The sequence below is a fragment of the Lactobacillus jensenii DSM 20557 genome (genome assembly GCF_001436455.1).
Taxonomy (GTDB): domain Bacteria; phylum Bacillota; class Bacilli; order Lactobacillales; family Lactobacillaceae; genus Lactobacillus; species Lactobacillus jensenii.
Genome location: NZ_AYYU01000012.1, coordinates 1 through 19,556, shown reverse-complemented (window position 1 = coordinate 19,556; position 19,556 = coordinate 1). Strand labels below are relative to the sequence as shown.

Annotated in this window: 19 protein-coding genes and 1 pseudogene; 17 read left to right on the top strand and 3 right to left on the bottom strand. The window is 34.5% G+C overall.

Features of this window, described 5'->3' with window-relative positions; all coding sequences use genetic code 11:
- Nucleotides 1–25 precede the first annotated feature (25 nt).
- Both acpS and alr read left to right on the top strand, forming a co-directional pair.
- Nucleotides 26–370: pseudogene (gene acpS, locus FC45_RS04465) on the top strand (holo-ACP synthase); the annotation flags it as partial.
- A 5-nt stretch (nt 371–375) separates the two neighbouring features.
- On the top strand, nt 376–1,503 hold the full coding sequence (alr, locus tag FC45_RS04460) for an alanine racemase (protein ID WP_006585234.1): 1,128 nt from the start codon (nt 376–378) through the stop codon (nt 1,501–1,503).
- 46 nt (nt 1,504–1,549) lie between these two features.
- On the opposite strand, the gene cbpA is transcribed toward alr, so the two are convergent.
- Entirely contained in the window at nt 1,550–2,236 is a 687-nt protein-coding gene (gene cbpA, locus FC45_RS04455; protein ID WP_006588016.1) for a cyclic di-AMP binding protein CbpA, read from the bottom strand.
- A 169-nt stretch (nt 2,237–2,405) separates the two neighbouring features.
- On the opposite strand from cbpA, the gene pth reads away from it, so the two are divergent.
- The 10 genes from pth to lysS all read left to right on the top strand — a co-directional run bounded on the left by pth (nt 2,406) and on the right by lysS (nt 14,541).
- Nucleotides 2,406–2,963, top strand: coding sequence for an aminoacyl-tRNA hydrolase (gene pth, locus FC45_RS04450; RefSeq protein WP_006585232.1), 558 nt, complete (start codon nt 2,406–2,408; stop codon nt 2,961–2,963).
- Between the two features lie 2 nt (nt 2,964–2,965).
- Nucleotides 2,966–6,451, top strand: coding sequence for a transcription-repair coupling factor (gene mfd, locus FC45_RS04445; RefSeq protein ID WP_006588698.1), 3,486 nt, complete (start codon nt 2,966–2,968; stop codon nt 6,449–6,451).
- Nucleotides 6,452–6,462: 11 nt separating this feature from the next.
- Entirely contained in the window at nt 6,463–6,705 is a 243-nt protein-coding gene (locus tag FC45_RS04440; protein ID WP_057706420.1) for an RNA-binding S4 domain-containing protein, read from the top strand.
- Nucleotides 6,706–6,771: 66 nt separating this feature from the next.
- On the top strand, nt 6,772–7,143 hold the full coding sequence (locus FC45_RS04435) for an FtsB family cell division protein (RefSeq protein ID WP_057706418.1): 372 nt from the start codon (nt 6,772–6,774) through the stop codon (nt 7,141–7,143).
- Nucleotides 7,140–7,490, top strand: coding sequence for a S1 RNA-binding domain-containing protein (locus tag FC45_RS04430; RefSeq protein ID WP_006588700.1), 351 nt, complete (start codon nt 7,140–7,142; stop codon nt 7,488–7,490). The genes FC45_RS04435 and FC45_RS04430 overlap by 4 nt, the downstream gene beginning before the upstream one ends.
- A gap of 19 nt (nt 7,491–7,509) precedes the next feature.
- Nucleotides 7,510–8,748, top strand: coding sequence for a tRNA lysidine(34) synthetase TilS (tilS, locus tag FC45_RS04425; protein WP_006588018.1), 1,239 nt, complete (start codon nt 7,510–7,512; stop codon nt 8,746–8,748).
- 83 nt (nt 8,749–8,831) lie between these two features.
- A complete protein-coding gene (gene ftsH, locus FC45_RS04420; protein WP_057706416.1) occupies nt 8,832–10,958 on the top strand; it encodes an ATP-dependent zinc metalloprotease FtsH in 2,127 nt (708 codons plus the stop codon).
- A 40-nt stretch (nt 10,959–10,998) separates the two neighbouring features.
- Complete coding sequence (gene hslO / locus FC45_RS04415) at nt 10,999–11,880, top strand: Hsp33 family molecular chaperone HslO (RefSeq protein WP_006585227.1); 882 nt, start codon at nt 10,999–11,001, stop codon at nt 11,878–11,880.
- Nucleotides 11,881–11,967: 87 nt separating this feature from the next.
- Complete coding sequence (dusB, locus tag FC45_RS04410; RefSeq protein ID WP_006585226.1) at nt 11,968–12,996, top strand: tRNA dihydrouridine synthase DusB; 1,029 nt, start codon at nt 11,968–11,970, stop codon at nt 12,994–12,996.
- A 21-nt stretch (nt 12,997–13,017) separates the two neighbouring features.
- The gene (gene lysS, locus FC45_RS04405) at nt 13,018–14,541 is read left to right on the top strand and encodes a lysine--tRNA ligase (protein WP_006585225.1); all 1,524 of its coding nucleotides are present in this window, start codon (nt 13,018–13,020) and stop codon (nt 14,539–14,541) included.
- A gap of 26 nt (nt 14,542–14,567) precedes the next feature.
- Here lysS and FC45_RS04400 read toward each other — a convergent pair whose 3' ends face one another.
- On the bottom strand, nt 14,568–15,269 hold the full coding sequence (locus FC45_RS04400) for a DUF2785 domain-containing protein (RefSeq protein ID WP_006585224.1): 702 nt from the start codon (nt 15,267–15,269) through the stop codon (nt 14,568–14,570).
- Nucleotides 15,270–15,352: 83 nt separating this feature from the next.
- Entirely contained in the window at nt 15,353–16,216 is an 864-nt protein-coding gene (locus FC45_RS04395; protein WP_006588019.1) for a helix-turn-helix domain-containing protein, read from the bottom strand.
- A 125-nt stretch (nt 16,217–16,341) separates the two neighbouring features.
- Here FC45_RS04395 and FC45_RS04390 point away from each other — a divergent pair, with 125 nt between their 5' ends.
- Genes FC45_RS04390 through FC45_RS04370 form a run of 5 tightly spaced genes read left to right on the top strand, consistent with a single transcriptional unit; the run spans nt 16,342 to nt 19,332 of the window.
- On the top strand, nt 16,342–16,758 hold the full coding sequence (locus FC45_RS04390; protein ID WP_006588020.1) for a hypothetical protein: 417 nt from the start codon (nt 16,342–16,344) through the stop codon (nt 16,756–16,758).
- 60 nt (nt 16,759–16,818) lie between these two features.
- Complete coding sequence (locus tag FC45_RS04385) at nt 16,819–17,634, top strand: hypothetical protein (protein WP_006585221.1); 816 nt, start codon at nt 16,819–16,821, stop codon at nt 17,632–17,634.
- Nucleotides 17,634–18,233 (top strand): hypothetical protein, encoded by a 600-nt coding sequence (locus tag FC45_RS04380; RefSeq protein WP_006588021.1) that lies wholly within the window; start codon nt 17,634–17,636, stop codon nt 18,231–18,233. Before FC45_RS04385 ends, FC45_RS04380 begins: the two co-directional genes overlap by 1 nt.
- 12 nt (nt 18,234–18,245) lie before the next feature.
- Nucleotides 18,246–18,845 carry an ABC transporter ATP-binding protein gene (locus tag FC45_RS04375; RefSeq protein ID WP_057706414.1) on the top strand — a complete coding sequence of 200 codons (600 nt, stop codon included), beginning with the start codon at nt 18,246–18,248 and terminating at the stop codon, nt 18,843–18,845.
- The gene (locus FC45_RS04370; protein WP_006585218.1) at nt 18,838–19,332 is read left to right on the top strand and encodes a hypothetical protein; all 495 of its coding nucleotides are present in this window, start codon (nt 18,838–18,840) and stop codon (nt 19,330–19,332) included. The genes FC45_RS04375 and FC45_RS04370 overlap by 8 nt, the downstream gene beginning before the upstream one ends.
- Nucleotides 19,333–19,556 lie beyond the last annotated feature (224 nt).

Sequence of the window (19,556 nt, the reverse complement as noted above, 5' to 3'; positions counted from 1 at the left end):
AATAAACCACAAAGAAGGTGGCAAAATGTTTCATAGTATTGGGTCAGATATTACCCACTTGAGTCGCTTTGAAAAAATGACTAAGCGAGATTTATTCGCAAAGAAAGTTTTAACACCAAAGGAATTACAAGTTTATCATGCTTTAAAAGGAAGAAGGCAACTAGAGTTTTTAGCTGGCCGTTTTTCTGTTAAGGAATCTTTTTCTAAGGCTTGGGGTACAGGTCTAGGAGAAGTAAGTTTTCAAGATGTTGAAACCCTAAATGCATCCAATGGAAGGCCCATTACTACAAGCACTTTGTATAATGGTCGAATATTGGTTACTATTAGCCATGATTTAGATACATGTATCACTTTCGTAGAATTGGAGGATTATAAATGGTACCAGCAATTCATCGGCCGGCTGAAGTCGAAGTTGACTTACTTGCGATTAAAAAGAACTTACAAGAAGAAAAAGCACATTTAAAACCAGGGCAAAAGTTATTTGCTGTTGTGAAGGCTAATGCGTATGGTCATGGTGCTGTAAAAGTTGCCAAGATGGCAGCGAGAAATGGTGCGGAAGGCTTTTGTGTTGCTGTATTAGATGAAGCCTTTGAATTACGTGATTCAAGTATTGTGGATCCGATTTTAGTTCTAGGTGTTACTCCTGCTAATGAAGCATGTATTGCTGCAGCTCACAATATTTCTCTAACAGCACCTAGTTTAGAGTGGCTTGAAGCAGCCGATAAGGCACTAGCTAAAAAAGATATGGTTTTAAAAATTCATTTAGCAATTGATTCTGGTATGGGAAGAATTGGCTTTAGTGAAGATCAAGAATTTATTGCTGCAAATGAATTTTTGCGCAATAGTACTCATTTTATTGTTGAAGGAATGTTTACTCACTTTGCTAGTGCTGATAGTAGAGATAGTCACTATTTTGATTATCAGGTTAAGCGATTTAATCACTTAAAGAATATATTATCAATTAAGCCTAAATGGATTCATGTAGCTAACACAGCTTCGAGTATTTTTGACAAGAATATTCATTCAGATATTGTTCGATTTGGGATAGGATTATATGGCTTAAATCCTTCATCTAATCCAGCTAGTCCTGATTTGGAAAGTGAAATTAATTTGAAGCCAGCATTATCATTGGTTAGTGAATTATCATTTGTAAAAAAGGTTCATTCTGGTTATGGAATAGGTTATGGTTCAACTTATGTAGCAGATAGTGACCAATGGATAGGAACTGTTCCTGTAGGATATGCTGATGGAGTTATTCGTAAACTCAGTGGCTTTAAAATCAAAGTAGGGGCTCATTATTGCCCAATCGTGGGAAGAATTTGTATGGATCAATTGATGGTCTTATTACCTGAAAAAATGCCAGTAGGTACCAAGGTGGTTATATATTCTAATAATCCAGAAGATCCTAATTTTATTAAGAAAGCAGCCGATTATGTTGATACAATTCATTATGAATTGGCATGCCTTTTAAGTGATCGCTTACCTAGAATTTATCATGAATAAAACAAAAAATTAGCTATCGATATCGATAGCTAATTTTTTGTTTTATTTAAAGAGTAAATTGATCAGGGTCTTCATCTTTTCTGACTGTTGATCCTGTTTGTAAATCTTCTATTTCTGCAACAACATAGCCCTTTTTTTCTAATTTTTGAACAATTGTCTTAAGGGTCTCTTCTGATACACCAGCTGGTAGAGTGAATAAAGTTCTACGTACATAATCGCTTACGCCCAAATTACCATCTAAAGTAATGACACTTGCTAAATTAGTGTATTTAGAAATGATTTTTGACATTTTGATTAAGTTACCACGTTCATTATCAGATAAGACTGTTAACACAAATGAACTAGATTTAAGATTCCAAGCATCTGATAACATGCTCAATAAGCGGTTGTGAGTTAGAATACCATAAAACTTGTTGTCTTCATCTAAGACAGCAATGTATGGCAAGTCTTTAATGTTGAAGAAAACCTTGAAAAAGGGTGAATCAACTTTAATTGTTTTAGTTGCATTTTTTAATAAGTGAGTAACTGGTAAAGACATATCTCCGCCTTGTGATTTGTGACGATAAATATGCATTTTATAAATGTTACCGCGGAAAATGGTGCCACTGTCATCTAAAATAGGCACACAACGATAACCTGAATCTTCAAGAACTTTAAGAGCTTCTTCTAAAGTTGCCTTCTCATTAACAGTGGTTAAGTAATCTTTTTTGTAAACTAAAGATTTAATGAGCATGTAGCTGCCTCCATCTATTGAAAGTTATATAGAGTAATTGTATCATATCCTATTGTAAAATTAAATAAAAATTAGATAGTTAAAATAGAAAATATGCAAGACTTTGGGAATAAATTCGTCTTTATGCTAAAATTAATAAGAATTAACTAGAGGAGTTATTAGGAAAATTATGAAAATAATTGCTGGATTAGGTAATCCTGGAAAAAAGTACGATAGAACTAAGCATAATACTGGTTTTATGTGTTTAGATAACTATATGGCTAAGAATGGTCTTAGTCTGAATCAAAATAAGTTTGAAGGCCTTTTTACTAAAGAAAAAATTGCAGGGGAAGATGTTATTTTACTTGAACCACAAACTTATATGAATGAATCTGGGCGCTCAATTAGTCAAGTAGCTAACTTCTTCAAAATAGATCCAAGTGATATTTTAATTATCCAAGATGACATGGATATGCCAATTGGTAAAATTAGAATTCGTGCCAACGGCAAAAGTGGCGGACACAATGGAATTAAATCAATCATCCGTGATTTGGGGACTGAAAAATTTAATCGTCTAAAAATAGGCATCCGCCATCCTGAAAACACTACTGTTGTTTCCTGGGTTTTGACTCCATTTAATAATGAACAACAAAAATTAATGGATACAGCGTTTTCTACTAGTGAAGATATTTTAGCTGATTTTATTAGCGGAAAAGACGCTGGTTATTTGATGAATAAGTATAACTAATAATGAAATTAACTGAGATTGTCGCCCAAGATAAAGAACTGGGCGCTTTTTTGATAAATACACAAAAAAATAAAAAATCACTTTTAACAGGTATAAATGAACGTAACTTACCACTTATTTTACTTGAACTACTAAAGCAAAATAATGTGCTTATAATTATTGAAGAAAATGAAAATAAGGCGCAAAGATTAGTTGATAATTTAGCGCCTATTTTGCCTGAAGAAAAAGTTCAATATTTTGCAGTGGATAGTACTTTAGCTACTCAAAGAGCCACAGCTTCGCCTGATGAATTAGCCCAGAGAATTAAAGCCCTTCACTTGTTATTGAGTGGAGATAGTGGCATTGTTGTGACAACGGCACAAGGGCTAGAATATCAACTAAATCCTAAAGATAGTTATATAAGAGGCAACAAATTAATAAAAGTTGGGCAAGAATATGATTTAAAAGAACTGAACAAGTGGCTTGTAGCAAGCGGTTACCGTAAAGAAGCCTTAGTTGCTAAGCCTGGAGAGTTTGCAGTTCGTGGAGATATTTTAGATATTTATCCATTAGACCAAGTCTCTCCTATTAGAATAGAATTTTTTGGTGATGAAGTTGATACCATTAAAAGTTTTGATGTCAATACGCAAAAAAGTATTCTAGAAAAAGAAGAAATTGTTGTTTTACCAGCTTGTGACCGAATTTTTGAAACTGATAATCTGAAAAAAGCTTATAACTTAATCAAGGATGAGATTAAAGAAAGTCCAAATTCTGAGTCTGCTGAACAAAATTTTTTAGAGGTACTTGATGAGTTAGCTCAAGGCAATTTGCCAGACAATTATGCTTTTTTGGTTGATTATTTACTACCAAAAAGTTGCAGTCTGCTATCATACTTGCCTGAAAATGGGTTGGTAGTTTTTAATGATTGGCAAGCAATAAAAAAAGCAGATAGCGAAATAACTGACCAAAACGCTGATTTTATTAGTGATGAAATCAAAGCCGGATTAATGTTAAATAGTCAAAAGTTAAGAATGAATTTGACTACTGTTTTGCGTCAGAGTAAACATCATCGCTTATACTTGTCGTTATTTCAAAAAGGAATGGGGCAGTTAAGGTTTGATAGTTTGTTTAATTGGCCAAACAGAGAACCGGAACAGTTTTTTAGTCAAATGCCTCTAATTAAGTCCGAGTTAAATAAGTATAAAAAACAAGGCTATACAGTAATTTTACAAGCAGATAATGAGAGAAGAAGTAAGCAAATTCAAAGTAATTTAATAGATTTTGATTTAAATTTGCCGATTGTTACAAAGGAAAACTTAGTTGAACACAAACTTCAAATCACAGTAGGGCAATTTAGTCAGGGCTTTTCTTTACCTCAAATTCAACTAGTCTATTTAACAGAGCGGGAATTATTTAATACGCAAGTCCATAAGAAGCGTAAAATTCTCAATTTAGAAAATGCGCAACGTTTGCGCAATTATAATGATTTAAAGCCAGGCGACTATGTTGTTCATGTAAATCATGGGATTGGTCGCTTTGAAGGAATTAAAACTTTAGATGTTGATGGTCAAAAGCGTGACTATATAACTATTACTTATCAAGGCCATGATCAGTTATTTGTACCTGCTGATCAGTTATCTCTGGTTCAAAAATATGTAGGATCAGAAGGCCATCGACCAAAGGTCAATAAGTTAGGTGGTTCTCAATGGGCAAAAACTAAACGCTCTGTTCAAAGCAAGGTTGAGGATATTGCGGATGATTTGATTAAATTATATGCTGCTAGAGAAAGTGAAAAAGGCTTTGCCTTTTCAAAAGATAATGATTTGCAAAAAGCCTTTGAAGATGCATTTCCTTATGTTGAAACACCAGACCAATTGCGATCAAGTAATGAAATAAAGGCAGATATGGAAAAGCCAAAAGCTATGGATCGATTGCTGGTTGGAGATGTCGGCTTTGGTAAAACAGAAGTAGCTATTAGGGCTGCATTTAAAGCAATCCAAGACAATAAGCAAGTGGCATTTTTAGTGCCAACAACAATTTTGGCTCAGCAACATTTTGATAATATTTCAGATCGATTTAAAGATTTTCCGGTGAACGTTGCTCTTTTATCTCGTTTCCAAAGTAATGCGGAAGTTAAAGAAATTTTGGAAGGCTTAAAAGTCGGTAAAATTGATTTGGTAGTTGGAACTCATAGAATTTTATCTAAAGATGTTGAATTTAAAGATTTGGGCTTGTTGATAATTGATGAGGAGCAGCGTTTTGGTGTAAAGCATAAAGAGCGTCTTAAAGAATTGAAAAATAATGTAGATGTATTAACATTAACAGCTACGCCAATTCCTAGAACACTTCATATGTCTATGGTAGGTGTTCGAGATTTATCCGTAATGGAAACGCCACCTGTCAATCGTTATCCAATTCAAACTTATGTAATGGAACAGTTACCTAGTGTTATTCGAGAAGCCTGTTTGCGTGAAATGGCGCGTGATGGGCAAATCTTTTATTTACATAATCGAATTGGAGATATAGATGAAACGGTTGAACATTTGCATCAGCTTGTACCAGAAGCAAAAATTGAAGCAATTCATGGCCGGATGAGTGAAAATCAAATGGCAGATATCTTATATCGCTTTTTACATAAGCAATTTGATATTTTGGTGACGACTACAATTATTGAAACGGGAATTGATATGCCGAATGTCAATACTTTAATTATTGAAGATGCCGATCATTATGGATTAAGTCAGCTTTATCAACTTCGAGGAAGAATTGGAAGAAGTGCTCGTTTAGCCTATGCTTATTTCTTATATCAACCAAATAAAGTTTTGACTGAAGTTGGAGAAAAGCGGCTTGAAGCAATTCGTGATTTCACTGAGTTAGGAAGTGGCTTCAAAATTGCTATGCGAGATCTTTCGATTCGCGGAGCTGGTAATATGCTAGGACAGCAGCAACATGGCTTCATAGACAGTGTGGGTTATGATTTGTATGCTCAAATGCTCGATGATGCGATTAAGGCTAGAAAAGGTGGCCATAAATTAATAAAGACTAATTCTGAAATTGATTTAGGAATTGAAGCTTATATTCCAGATAGCTATATTAGCGATCAACAGCAAAAAATTGAGTTTTATAAGAAAATTAAAGTTATTAGTTCTGAAGAAGAATTAAATAGTATTGAAGATGAGCTTTTAGACCGTTTTGGCGATTATCCAGTTGCTACTGAAAATTTATTGGCTATAGCTAAAATAAAGTATTTAGCTGATTTAGCTGGAGTTTTAGAAATTCGGTATATCAAAGATAAGTTAAAAGTCGAATTCAATTTGGAAAGCAGTAAACATTTACAAGGGCCTAATATTTTTAAAGCTTTAGAGCATGTTAATATGAAAGCATCAGTAGCCTTAACTGAGCAGCAACACCTGACGGTTTTATTAACTAAAGGGGTTATGAAACGAAGAGTTTTATTCAATGAATTAGAAACATTTCTAACTGATGCTGGAGAATTGGTAGATAAATAAAAGGAGAAAAAATGAGACTTGATAAATATTTAAAAGTTTCACGTTTAGTGAAAAGAAGAACTGTGGCAAAGGAAATGGCTGATCAAGGTAGAATTGAAGTTAATGGTCGTGTTGTTAAATCAAGCTACGATGTTAAACTTGATGATGTCATTAGTATCGGATATGGTAGTCGATTGGTAAAAGCGCGTGTGTTGAATATCCGTGAAACTACCAAAAAAGATGAGGCTAGCGAATTATACGAATTGGTTGATTAATGACTTTTATTCGGGTTCTTGTTATACTTAGCGTAGAATAGTAGTTTTGTGGATAGAGGTTAAAATATGCGGGGACCAAGAATTTCTGACGCTTCTGATAAAGAGTTAGCTCGGCTTAGGCAAAAAGGTAAAAAAGCAACTGAAGAAGTTCATCGTAAGCGACGAGTAAGATATTTAACAGTCTTTGGCTTAATTTTCTTAATTTTAGGAGCTCAGTTGATTCTTAATATTACAACCACTCATCGAATTAAGTCAGAGATTCAAACCAATAAAACAAGCTTAGTACAACAAAAAGAAAGAAATCGGAGATTAAAGATTAAGCGTAATAACTTAAAAGATCCAGATTACTTGGCAAAATACATTCGTTATAAATTCTATTACTCTAAAAAAGGTGAAAGAATTTATAACATTCCGGAAAATTCAAAGGATAATCAATGAGATTTGAAGTAGGACAGCGAATTATAGGAAAGATTAATAATATTACCGACTATGGTATATTTGTTAGCTTCAAAAATAAAAGTGGGTTAATATACAAAGATGATTTCAAGGATGGTTGGGAAAGGGAGAAGTTAAGATTCCAGCCAGGCCAAGAAATTAAAGTTGTAATTACTCAAATAAAAGATAAGAAAATCGCTTTATCACTTAAGCGAGTTAATGATCCTGACTTAGTTGATCCAAATAATCAATTTAAAGATTTAAGTAAGGAAGCTTTTGCTAGTACTTTAACGGAGTTAGCTGGACAGGCAAAAAAGACAATTAAAGATTTACGGGATGGCTTGAATTAGGCCATCTTTTTTATAAGATATGGATAAATTAAAGCAGTTTTTGATAGATTATAATCTCGATTTTACTAATAAAACAGTTATTGTAGCTTGTAGTGCTGGACCAGATTCTCTGGCCCTAGTTGATATGCTAAAAGATTGGCCATTAAAGTTGATAGTAGCCCATTTTGATCATCAAATCCGCGAGGACAGCTATTTAGAGACTAAGCTTCTGCAGCAATATTGTCAGAAAAACAAGTTGATGTTATGTGTTGAAAAGTGGTCAAAACATGTAAATAAAACAGAAGCTGCAGCAAGAGAAGCCAGATACAATTTTTTATTAGAATTGGCTAAAAGTTGGCATGCAGATTACTTGTTGACGGCTCATCATGGGGATGATTATTTAGAAAACATCCTTTTAAAATTAATTCGGTCAGGGGATCCAGCTGAAATGAGTTCGCTTCAAGCAGTTGGACAAATGGCGGGAGTTAAACTGGCTAGACCACTTCTTTACTACTCTAAAGCTGAATTAACTAAGTATTTATTAGATAAGCATTTGGCATTTATTACTGATGAAACGAATTTAACAAATGAGAACTTAAGAAATCGAATAAGACATCAGGTAGTACCTTTACTAAAAAAAGAAAATCCGGCGATTTTAAAGAATGGCCGAGTATTTGGACAGAAAATGTTAGCTTATCAAGGAGTTGCACAAAAAGCTTTTTCTGATTTGGAACTAGAACCAGTTGCTGGAAGCTTGCGAATAAAAAAGAAACTATTAGCTAACTACACTGATGCAGAAAAGAATTTATTTTGGGAAGGAAAAATTTGGAAATATTATAATGAACGAGTTCATCTAGATAATTGGCAAAGTGGAATTTATCGGGTCCTTGAATACCAAGACTATTTTTATTTATTTAAAGGGCAGCCTAAGTTTGTAGATAAAAGTTCAATAAAATTAGACCAACCTTTTACTTTTCATGGAAGAAAATATTTAATAACGACTCAGTTAAATCCGCAAGCCAAATTAGTTGGAACATTTTGGTCAAAGAAAGCAGGCTTTGAAGTGGGATCGGCCATTTCTGGTAGTAAGTTGCAATTAAAAAATGGACATCATGCGAAAAGTAAAAAGTTTTTTGCTCAAGCAGCTATTCCAAATATTCTTAGGCCAGCTATTCTTTGTCTATATCAAAATAAAGCAATTGTTTTTATTGAAAATGTATACAAAAACCAAAAATGTGCTAATGATTTTATTAAGTATTACGTTTTCTTGGTAAATTAGTGCCAAGTAAAGTAAAATATTAGAGAGAGTCTAGTATTTGTGTTACACTTGCTAGGTAATTCTAGAATTTCGTGGAGGTATTCATGAAAAATAAGCGGAATCGGCTTTTTACTAATGGCCTTTTCTATATTGTTATTTTCTTGTTGATGCTTTGGGGAATAAACTGGATGATTGGTGGCGGTCAATCTGCTTCATCAAGTGAAAATGTTAGTTACAGCCAGTTTGTAAAGAACTTAAAGAACGGGAAAATCAAAGACTTTAGTATTCAGCCTGCAAATGGTGTTTATAGCATTTCTGGTTCTTATAAAAAGGCCAAAGTGCAAAAGAAAAAGACAACTAGTTATGATTTTCTAACTGGTGCATCAAATAGTGCAAAGATTACCAAGTTTTCAACAACTATGTTGCAAAATGATCCAACAGTTAAAACTGTAGAAAATCTTGCACAAAAACATGGTGCTAAGATTACTACACAAGGAGAATCACAATCTGGATCATGGCTTAGTGCAATTATTACAATTGTGCCAACTATTTTCTTTATGGTCATGCTTTGGATGATGATGAACCAATCTGCTGGTGGTAGTCGCGGCGGTGGTGGTGTTCTTAACTTTGGTAAATCAAGAGTTAAGCCAGAAGATCCTACTAAGAACCGTGTACGCTTCTCTGATGTAGCTGGTGAAGAAGAAGAAAAACAAGAATTAGTTGAAGTTGTTGAATTTTTGAAAGACCCATCACGTTACTTAAAGTTAGGTGCTAGAATTCCATCTGGTGTCTTGCTTGAAGGACCTCCGGGTACTGGTAAAACTTTACTTGCACGAGCAGTAGCGGGTGAAGCTGGCGTACCATTTTATTCAATATCAGGTTCTGACTTTGTTGAAATGTTCGTTGGTGTTGGTGCTTCTCGTGTTCGTGACTTGTTTGAAAATGCTAAGAAAACTTCACCAAGTATTATCTTTATCGACGAAATTGATGCAATTGGTCGTCGTCGTGGTAATGGTATTGGTGGCGGTAACGATGAACGTGAACAAACCTTAAACCAACTTTTGGTTGAAATGGATGGTTTCCAAGGTGATGAAGGCGTTATTGTTATGGCAGCCACTAACCGTTCAGATGTACTTGATCCTGCTTTAATGAGACCAGGTCGTTTTGACCGTAAAGTATTAGTTGGTCGTCCTGATGTGAAGGGCCGTGAAGCTATTTTACGTGTTCATGCTAAGAATAAGCCACTTGCCAGTGATGTTGACTTGAAGGAAGTTGCTCGTCAAACGCCTGGTTTTGTTGGGGCTGATCTTGAAAATGTTTTAAACGAAGCTGCTTTGGTTGCTGCTAGAAGAAATAAAACTGAAATTACAGCTGCTGATATTGATGAAGCAGAAGATCGTGTAATTGCTGGACCAGCTAAGAAGGATAGAATGATTTCTGATGAAGAAAGAAAGCGTGTTGCCTTCCACGAAGCTGGTCACTCAATCTGTGGTTTGGTTTTAAGTGATTCAAGAACTGTTCGAAAGGTCACAATTGTTCCTCGTGGCCGCGCAGGTGGTTACAACATTATGCTTCCTAAAGATGATCAATTTATTTTGACTAAGAAACAATTAATGGAACAAATTGTTGGTCTTATGGGTGGTAGAGCTGGTGAAGAAGTTGTAATTGGCGATCGTTCAACTGGTGCTTCAAACGACTTTGAACAAGCTACTGCTATTGCTCATAGTATGGTAGTCCACTACGGTATGACAGACGAACTTGGCATGGTTCAACTTGAAAAAGAAGGCCAAGCAGAGTATGGTGTTAAGCCATATAGTGAAGCCACAACTGCTAAGATTGATGAAGCAGTTAAGAAGATCTTGGACGAAGCCCATAAACAAGCTATTCAAATCGTTGAAGATAATCGTGAAAAGCATAGGTTAATTGCTGAAGCTTTACTTAAGTATGAAACTTTGAACGAAAAGCAAATTATGGCTTTATATAAGACCGGTGAAATGCCAGAGGCAGATCAAGAAGAATTTCCAAGTGAATCTAAGGCTTCTACTTATGAAGAAGCTAAGGCTGCAATGGAAAAGAAGGAACATCAAAAGGATTCCAATGATTCTTCAGATAACAAAGAAGTTGATGATAAATCAGAAAATAAAACTACTGAAGAAAATTCATCAGTTGATGCTAATGAAGAAAAGAAGCCAGAAAAGCCAAGCGATAACGAAAACGAAGACGAAGACTAATAAATAGGGCCGGAAGGCTCTATTTTTATGGAGAAAACCGATGAATGATTATTTAATTAAGGCAATTGATAAAACTAAGAATTTACGCTTGCTAGCTGTCACAAGTAAGGATTTAGTTAGTGAAGCGCAAAAGCGGCATGATACTTGGTCAGCTTCAAGTGCTGTTTTGGGAAGAACTTTAACAGGCGGTCTGTTACTAGCAGCTGCTGGTTTGGTTGATAAACAAGAATTGACGGTCCGCTTAATGGGGAATGGGCCAGTAGGTGCATGTGTAGTAACAGCTAAGAGTGACTTTACTGTGAAGGGCTATATATCAAATCCACATATAGCATTACCACCAAGAAACGATGGTCATATTGATGTGAAAAAAGCTGTGGGTGAAGGTTGGCTTCAAGTAACCAAAGATCAAGGCTTGAATGAGCCTTATACTGGTGAAGTGCCAATTGTTAGTGGAGAAATTGCGGAAGATTTTACTTATTATTTAGCAAAATCTGAACAAATTCCTTCTGCTGTTGGTTTATCTGTGTTTGTTCAGGCCAATAATACGATTGGAGCAGCGGGCGGCTTTATGTTGCAAGCTTTACCAGGTGCAAGTGATGAGCTTTTAAGTACAGTTGAGCAGAGAATTAAGGCATTACCAAATATTTCCAGTTTATTTTTAGAGGGTATTACACCTGAACAATTGGCTAAAAAGATTTTGGGAGAGGATTGCAAAATCTTAGAAACAGATGACGTAGCTTATGCGTGTGATTGCTCTAAAGAAAAGTTTAGTCATTTGCTAGCAACTTTGAAAAAAGCTGATTTACAAGAAATGATTAATAAAGATCATGGTGCAGAACTTACTTGCCAATTTTGCAAAGAAAAATACCATTTTAGCGAAAAAGAGTTGAAAGCAATTCTAGCTGAACAACTTGAAAAATAACTTTAATGATTTTGTAAAGGCTTGAAAGTTTTACCTTCAGGTCTTTTTTGTTATGATATTAGAGTAATTTGAAAGGAAAGAAGAAAAGTGACTAATACAAATAGCTGGAAAATTCGTGATATCACAATTCCCAACCGGGTCGTAGTTGCTCCTATGGCTGGTGTTTCCAACTCTGCTTTCCGGGTTGTTTGTAAAGAATTTGGTGCTGGACTTGTAGTATGCGAAATGATTTCTGATCATGGAATCATTTATCGTAATAAAAAGACTCTAGATATGCTTCAAGTAGCTCCAAATGAACACCCAATGAGTATCCAAATCTTTGGGGGAACTGAAGATACTTTGCTTGAAGCTGCACAATATATTGATCAAAATACAGCTGCCGATATTATCGATATTAATATGGGCTGTCCTGTTCCTAAGGTAACTAAGACTGATGCTGGATCTAAGTGGCTGCTTGATGCTAATAAGATTTATCAAATGGTCCATAAGGTTGTTCAAAATGTTGAAAAGCCAGTCAGTGTTAAGATGCGCCTGGGCTGGGATCGCAAGCATATTTTTGCAGTAGAAAATGCCTTAGCTGCTCAAGAAGCAGGAGCTAGCATGTTGGCTATGCATGGGCGGACTAGAAAACAAATGTATCAAGGTGAAGCAGACTGGGAGACCTTACATGAAGTAGCTAATGCCTTAACAATTCCATTTGTTGGTAATGGGGACATTACTAGTCCAGAACTAGCAAAGAAAATGATTGATGAAGTTGGAGCAACAGCGGTTATGATTGGCCGAGCAGCTTTAGGCAATCCATGGGAAATTAAGGACATGGTGCATTACCTTGAAACCGGGGAAAAGTTGCGCCCACAAACAGTTCGTGAAAAAATAGAAACTGCTAAGCATCAACTTAATGGTCTGGTAGAATTAAAAGGTGAAAAGGTTGCTGTTCCAGAATTTCGTCAGCAAGCAGCTTATTATTTGAAGGGAATTCCCCGTTCAGCCAGAACTCGTGCTAAAATAAATGAAGTCTGGACTCGTCAAGAAGTTTATGACTTACTTGATGGTTTTGTAGAAGAATATGAAAAGCGCGAAGCTGCTAAAAAGGCACGGCAAGCTATGAAAGACTAATTGTTATGGAGGATTTATAAATTGGCAAAGAATGAACTAAATGACCAATTAATCGTTCGTCGCGAAAAACTTGAAGAATTACGCGAAAGCGGTCTTGAACCATTTGGTAGAAAATATGAAAGAACAGATTTGGCTCGTACTTTAGATGAAAAGTACAAGGGCGAAGATAAAGATGAATTAAATGCAGACATGCCACAAACCAAGATTGCTGGTCGTATGATGGCTAAGCGTGGTAAGGGTAAGGTTGGTTTTGCTGATATTTATGACCGGACTGGCAAGATTCAAATTTACGTACGTAAAGATATTGTTGGTGAAGAAAATTATCAAATTTTCAAAAAGTCTGACTTAGGTGACTTCTTGGGAATTGAAGGTGAAGTTATGAAGACCGATACTGGTGAGCTTACTGTTCGTGCTCACCACGTAACTTTCTTATCAAAGGCACTTCGTCCACTTCCTGATAAGTACCACGGTTTACAAAACGTTGAACAAATTTACCGTCAACGTTACTTAGACTTGATGACTAACCATGAATCATACATGCGTTTTGTTCACAGAACTAAGATTATTCAAGCCATCAGAGATTATTTGAATAATAGAGACTTCTTGGAAGTTGAAACACCAGTACTTCACAATATTCCAGGTGGTGCAGAAGCTCGTCCATTTATTACCCACCACAATGCTTTGGATATTGATTTATACCTTAGAATTGCCTTGGAATTACCACTTAAGCGTTTGATTGTTGGTGGTATGGAACGTGTTTACGAAATTGGTCGTGTGTTCCGTAATGAAGGTGTTGACACTCGTCACAACCCTGAATTTACTGAACTTGAAACTTACTGTGCTTACTGGGACTTCCATGATGTTATGGACGAAGCAGAAGGTATTATTAAGGCAGCTGCCAAAGTAGTTACTGATGATGGCAAGGTAAATTACCAAGGTACTGAAATCGACTTAGGTAAGCCATTTAGACGTGTTCACATGGTTGACTTAATCAAGGAACAAACAGGTGTTGACTTCTGGAAGCCAATGACACTTGATGAAGCTAAGAAGGTTGCTGAAGAACACGGCATTCACGTTGAACCATTCTGGAAGGTAGGCCACATTATCAACGCCTTCTTTGAAGAATTCGGTGAAAAGTCAATTGTTAACCCAACCTTCGTATATGGTCACCCTGTTGAAATCTCACCACTTGCTAAGAAGAATGCAGATGATCCTAGATTTACTGATCGTTTTGAAATTTTCATTATGGGTATGGAATATGGTAATGCCTTCAGTGAATTGAACGACCCAATTGATCAAAGAGAACGTTTTGAAGCTCAAATGGCAGAACGTGATGCAGGTAACGATGAAGCCGATGTTATTGATGAAGACTTCGTACGTGCGCTTGAATACGGTATGCCACCTACAGGTGGTTTGGGAATTGGTATTGACCGTTTGGTAATGCTTTTGACTGATGCACCAGCTATTCGTGATGTATTGCTCTTCCCAACTATGCGTCCTGAAAGAATTCATGACGAAGAAAAAGACATTGATTTAGATAAATAAAGATAATAAAAATGACTAGCATTGAGCTAGTCATTTTTTGTTAGGTGAGAATTTTCATCTTTTAAATTTGTAAGTTTTGTATTCCACAAACTAAGCTGATGCTTAGTAATTTTCTTATTCTTAAAGCCGTTGATAAAAATAGTAGCTAAGCGAGAAAGTTCATCATAATCTAAATTTCTATCTATATTCTTTAAGAGCTCGTCAGTTGCCTGAAATAAATCTTCAACTAACTGGGAAGAAAAGTTCTTTTGTTTAATTGCTTCACTTAAGGCATCACAACAATGCGGAAGTGCATCTATCCAGCCATATTCTGGAGTCGATGCAGTAAAGTCATGTTCTGTTTTTAAATATTTGATTAACAGGTTATAAAGCTGCACTTCTTCTTGAGAAGTTAACAAGCGGTAATAACTAGAATGTGAATCGTTACTAGTGTGAATTATCAAATAGTATAAGAGACAGGTGAATGAGCGAGTTAGAGTAGCTGAGCCAGTTTCTCCAAAGCGATAAAAGAGCAAATTTTGCTTAATTGCAGTTTCATAACAAAATCTAGCTTGCTCAAAGGCGAATTCATTATTAAGGAAGGCCTTACCGAAAATGGAGCAAACAAGGTCATCACGTATTTCACTATTTGGATTACCAATATTGTTCATTAAAAAGTTCAGTTCATCTGTTTTATATGAAGCTTTAGGATGATTGAGCTTTTGCTTGAGGGTGGTCAGAGTGTTCATAATAAATTGTTCTTGTAAAGTTGCGTAAAACGCAATTCTAGTAGGATGAATATTTTGTACTTGGTATTATTTTATCGAAAAACTTAAGAAATTTGTTGTATTTGTGAAATTAAGTCTTCAAATTCTAAGGCCGCGTCTTTTTTATTGATTGATTTACAAAAGTGAACAATATTTTGTGCCAACTTAATGAATTTTGGATTTTTAGTTTGTTGGTAATTAAGTAAGTTTTTAACAATGGAAAGATATAAGCTTGAATAGTAATCAAATTGATGGATTTCAAGTTGACAGATTTTATGCAATAATTTTTTTGCTAAATTTGGATTTTTAAAGATTAGTGCTACATTTGCATTTAATAAAGCAATGAAGGCAAAGATATGATTTTCCATTCCGCAATCTTTAATATGCGGGAAACTATTGATTAGTTTTACAGCAATTTTGTAAAGCAGTTCATCGGGAAGTAGATGAGTCACATTGCCAAAAGTAGTAATGTGGTAGTAATTCCAAAGGGATGTTGAAGTTAGAACTTTAGTGATTTTTTCTTTTAAACTCATTGGAAAAATATCTATTTTAGTCTTTTGGTAATAAAAATTGCATGTAAGAGCGCATAGAAAAAGCTCTGTATTATCTTGGATATGATTATATTTCTTTAGTTGATTTAATGCTAACATGTGCAGTTCTTCAATATTGTTTGCTATAAAAGCATCTTGTACTTGAAGTGACAGATGATTTACATATCTTTGACCGACTAAATGAGCGAATTCATTAGGCAAGACATGAATGTTTTCAAGTAATTGATCTAATTTATTTAAAGGTATGTTACTCTCATCATTTTCCCAATGCGATAAGCGTGAGGGGGATAATTGTTCAATGTTGTGGACAGCTGCTTTGAGGGTGATGTTTTGCGATACACGTAATTTCTTAAATGTTTTTCCAATAGAGTTATTCAACAAGGGGGTCCTTTCGTATGATTTTTAATTTTTTTAGGATATTTATATTCTTTCCTGTATTACCAACTAAATACTGAATGTATCTAAAAAATAAATAGATTTCAAGAAAAATGAGGAGAAAAATAATGAAATTGCTTAAAAAGAATAATGTTACAGCTATGATTGTTGCTATGGGATTAGTTACTGGATTAACGGGAACTGCTTTAGCAAGTGCTTCAGGCTATTGGACTATTACTCAAGAGACTGTAGGTGCATATGGTGCATGGAGCTCATTTGGCTCTCCAAATTTAAAACAGTCTAGCGATAATGTTGCTTCATTTAATGGAGATGCAATGCCAGCTTGGTGGGGTTACAATGTTCGATTAATTAATGGTAATGGTGCAAGTCGGTCTAATTGGACAAGGTTAAAAAAGGATCAAACGACATATAGCTACAATAACTCAGGTCTAAAAGGTTATTACTATTATGCTGATATCAGATCTCAAACATATGAGCCAAATGTTACGACTGTAAAAGCACACTTTAGTGCAGATAGAAAATAATATAGCTCTTGAAAAAAGGATTCTAGTTAGAATCTTTTTTATATTATAGAAAGGGAAAATATGCTTTCTAAGAGAACAAATAAAATAATAGTCTTGGCCTTGCTAGCATATCTAATTTTAATTACTTATACTATTTTATCTGCTATTAAAGCAGAAATGAGACCTGGAATTACCATAGATGCTGAAAGCTTTATTTATATGTTTGAACTGGTTCAGCCATTTGGGGTCTATGATGGTTTCTTGTTAACGGGAACTTTATTAATTCTTCCAATAATTGGTTCATTTGTTCCAATCTTTGTCAAAAATAATAATGAACTTAATAATGTGGTTCAGCGAATTGGGTATGGAAACTTTTTGAAAAAATCTGTTTGTCAGACATTTATTGTTGGACTGGGCTTTTCATTCATAAGTCAAATCTATGAAATTATTTTGATTAACTGGAATTATGCCCCAATAGCATTTTCTAATGATAGTTTTTATTTAGCGCAACGCTTTAATACATTCTCCAATAATAGTTTTATACAGTTGCTTACTTATATAGTTACGTCTTCAATCGGTTGGGGGATTTTTTCGGTATTTATTTTTGCTTGTGGACTTTATATTAAGAAAAATCCGCTCTTCATAGTTTCAGGGGCAGTATTAGGTTTAATTTTGCTTCTTTTACCGACTTTATATGGAATGATGAATTATTTCTTGTATGCTGTGGCTAATGTAACTGAGATTAGTACTTTAATTGCACCAGGAATGATCGATTTTGCAAGTCAAAAAGCACCAGGTGGAATTATGATTATCTGGATAATTAGTGCGATATTATATGCTTTAATAGCGTGGATTTTGATGATGACTTGGCAGAAAAAACAATTGCGAGGTAAATAATGCCGACAAAAACAAACAAATATATCAGATACTCTTTAATTGGTGTTTTGGCACTAAGTTTTTTTGCATATTGGCTTTTGATTGCTGGTATGAAACCGAAGTATGACATCATATTTGCAGTAAGTTTTCAGCACGGATTATCTATTTATTTGCAAAATCTGCTTTATATATTAGTGTTTTTCCAAGTGTTGATTGCTAGAAAAGTAAGCAATGCAATTGCTGTAAGAAAGCAAACAAAAAAGGTTATTTCCAAGTTAGCTGGCTTAATAGTGGTGGAATGGTTACTTTTTTGGATTTCTTTTTTAGGAAGTTACTATTTATTTAAGAGTCATAATTTCTTTAAAATGGGAGACTTTAAATTTGGGCTGTGGATACTTCTTGCTCATATGTTATTAATGCTCTTTTTGATGTTGAGCTTACTATTAGCTTATAGACTACCATTTCCTTATTTTATTATTATTTTAGTAATAGCTATTACTTGGTCATATCACTTATGTTTTGAATTTACATTAATCCTTCCAAAATATAGTAAAATATTCGATCCCCTTTATCGTGCTACCCACTATATTTATTTAGGAATTTGTCATATCTTTTTATAGAAAGGTCGAAAAATGTTAAAGATTGATAATATCAGCAAGCAATTTGGTAAAAAACAAGTATTAAAAGATGTCAGCTTAGAACTAAATCCTGGAGAAAGAATTCATATTATTGGAAAAAATGGCTCTGGTAAATCAACGATTTTTAAAATTATAACTAATATTTTGAAAGCTGATGCTGGCCAAGTAGAGTTAGCTGAAAATGATTATGTTGGGGCTTTAATTGAAAATCCAGGCTTCTTAGAATATGAAAGTGGATTAGAGAATTTAAAGTTTTTAGGTAATTTAAATCATAATTATGATGAACAAGTAGCTATGAAGTTAATGGAAAAATTTGATTTAGATCCTAATGACCTTCAAGCTGTAAGCAAATATTCAATTGGGATGCGCCAAAAGTTGGGCATTATTCAAGCAGTTATGGAAAACCAAAATATTGTTTTGCTTGATGAGCCTACTAGAGGAATTGATAAAGAGGGTGTCGCAACATTTGTTAAACTCTTGGATGAGCTGAAACAAGAAAAAAGCGCTGTAATTATTGCTAGTCATGATGAAATTCCAGGGTTGAAGTATGACAGAGAGTTACTATTAAAGAATGGAGAACTAGCAAGTGTCTAAGAGTGTTAAAGTATGGAGTTATACTCTTATTACAATTCTTATTTTAGGATTAGCACGTGTTTACTTTAAGGAATTAGTGGGTTCACAATTATGGTTGGTTAATTTTGCAATAACAACTAAAACTCTTAAATTGTTTTCCCTAGGAGCTGCACTTTACTTTTTTGATGTGGTTATGGCTTTAAGTGCAGTTAGTGAATTTGAAGAGATAGCTACTTTTCTCTGGGTTAGGGAGCTTAGTTTAATTAGATTATGGCGAGCTTTTGCTAGTCGTTATATTAAATATTTTGGTAGTTTGTTGTTAGTTCACTTGCCTTTAATTAGTTGGCAAAATATGAGCTTTTCTTTGTTAAGTTTATTGGGAGAAGCTATTGTCTGGGGAGTAGCAGTAAGTATCGGATTTTCTAAAAGTAATAGTATAAGCCAAAAGATTTCAATTCCTTTATTGTTTGGTGTATTGAGAATTTTGGGAATGTTAATTGTTAGCTGATTTTAGTAAATGAAAAAGGCAGGAAAAGTGATGAAGTTAGCTTCATATGATTTCTGCCTTTTTCATTTTTTTGTTTGCATATTACGCAATTATTCTGCATTGAGGTGATTGCGCAAAACTTTTTTGTTGTTTTAACGAAAGCGCTTAAATAGTAAAATGAATATGGATAAATCGGTACTATATAGCTGATATATTAGTGCAGATAGAAAATAATATAACTCTTA